Below are 1,542 nucleotides of genomic sequence, written 5' to 3' on the forward strand. Positions count from 1 at the left end.
ACCGCACGATCCGCGACTACGCGGCATTGCTCGGCTGGCCTGACGGAGCGATCGAGCGCGTCACGGCGGGCGGCCCGGTCGCCGCGGCCGACGAACCTGCGACGGCGACGGGGACGGACGCGGACGCGCTGCCGATCCCGCCGGCGGTCGAGTACGAGTTGCGCTCGGCGCAGACGCTCGACGCAGCAGTCATCACGCTGGGTCCCGAAGAGGACGACGGGCACGTAATCGTCATCCTCCAGGGCAAGAAGGACGCATCACCGGAAGAGGTCGCGCGCATCGCCGCGCGGTACCGGAAGGCACGCCGCTACCTGCAAGGGTTGTCGTCCGAGCCCGACGAGGTTGCAGAGTCCTGATTGCTCCGTTCGAGGTACGTGCATTGCAGCCGAACGTGTGGTTGCATACACAGACCGTCACGGGAGGGGCCACCGCACGGGCGGAACGGGGGCAGTAAATGCTCACGATTGAGGTGCAGCGTCACGCCCAGGGCGAGGACTACTTCGAGCCCTGGATCGAAGACTACGAAGACGGCACGGGATGCCGGTTCCATTTCCACTGGGACGACATCAGCGCTGAAGGTGTGCCAGTGTTCCGCGAGCTGTTCACGCAGCAGGCGCGGCGCTGGCACCCTCGCGCCGACGGGCTTCCTCTCGGCCCGCGTATCCCCATCACCATGCAGCGGCGAGCGGTGATGGACGAGGATGTAGACGTGGCCGTCGACGACCACGCCGAATACATCGCCTACACCGTGCGCGCGGATCTGATCAGCCAGCGGGCTGCCGATCACCTGACGCGCCACCAGAGCGAGCGGTCACCGTACTGGGAGCGCACTCCCGGGACGTACAGCATCAGCCGCCACAGCGTGTAGCAGCACACCGCAGAATCAGGGGGGCCTGATGGCTCACGCGGAGAAAGTCCACAAGGTCAGGGCTGGGAAGAAGACGACCAAGTTCACGTGGCGGTGCAAGTACAAGCTGCCCGACGGGACGTGGGGTTCGGAGTCCGGCTTCCCGACCAAGGTGAAGGCGATCGAGTGGGGGGACGAACAAGAGCGGCTGATCCGGGAGGGGACCTGGATCGACCCGACGAAGAGCAACGCCACGTTCGGTGAGTTCGCGCGCACCTTCATGGCGTCGAGGAAGAAACGCGGCCGGACGACGGGCACGCGGTGGGACAAGCTGGAGGGGCACGTCCTGCCGCGGTGGGACGGAGTCCCCATGCGGACGATCAGCTGGTTCGACGTCGATACCTGGCAACAGACGATCGACCTCGCGGACGTGAGCCGCGGGCACTGCGTCAGCCTGATGTCGACCGTCATGACGGCGGCCGTGGACGCCGGGTACCTGACCATCAACCCGCTGTTCGGCCGGCGGCGCACGAAGGAGACGTCCGGCGACGCGGCCCGGCCGGCGCCGCCGAAGATTGCGCGGGACGGCGGGCCCCGGCCGGAGGACGCCGTGCTCCTGGCCGAGCGGCTCGGCCCGGCGGTCGGCGTCCACGTACTCACCACGGCCTTCGGGGGGCTGCGGTGGGGCGAGGGCC

1 protein-coding gene and 2 pseudogenes are annotated in these 1,542 nt (G+C 68.3%); all 3 read left to right on the forward strand.

The genetic code is table 11. From position 1 onward, the window contains the following. A pseudogene (locus ACWC91_RS41555) lies at window positions 1–356 on the forward strand (hypothetical protein); the annotation flags it as partial. A 98-nt stretch (window positions 357–454) separates the two neighbouring features. Further along, entirely contained in the window at window positions 455–868 is a 414-nt protein-coding gene (locus ACWC91_RS41560) for a hypothetical protein (RefSeq protein WP_450726402.1), read from the forward strand. A gap of 28 nt (window positions 869–896) precedes the next feature. Continuing rightward, window positions 897–1,542: pseudogene (locus tag ACWC91_RS41565) on the forward strand (hypothetical protein); the annotation flags it as partial.

Source organism: Streptomyces sp. NPDC001204 (assembly GCF_053598035.1).

Bases quoted from the DNA above. Each gene is read 5' to 3' on its own strand.
- ACWC91_RS41560 (WP_450726402.1), top strand. From the start codon at position 455: ATGCTCACGATTGAGGTGCAGCGTCACGCCCAGGGCGAGGACTACTTC.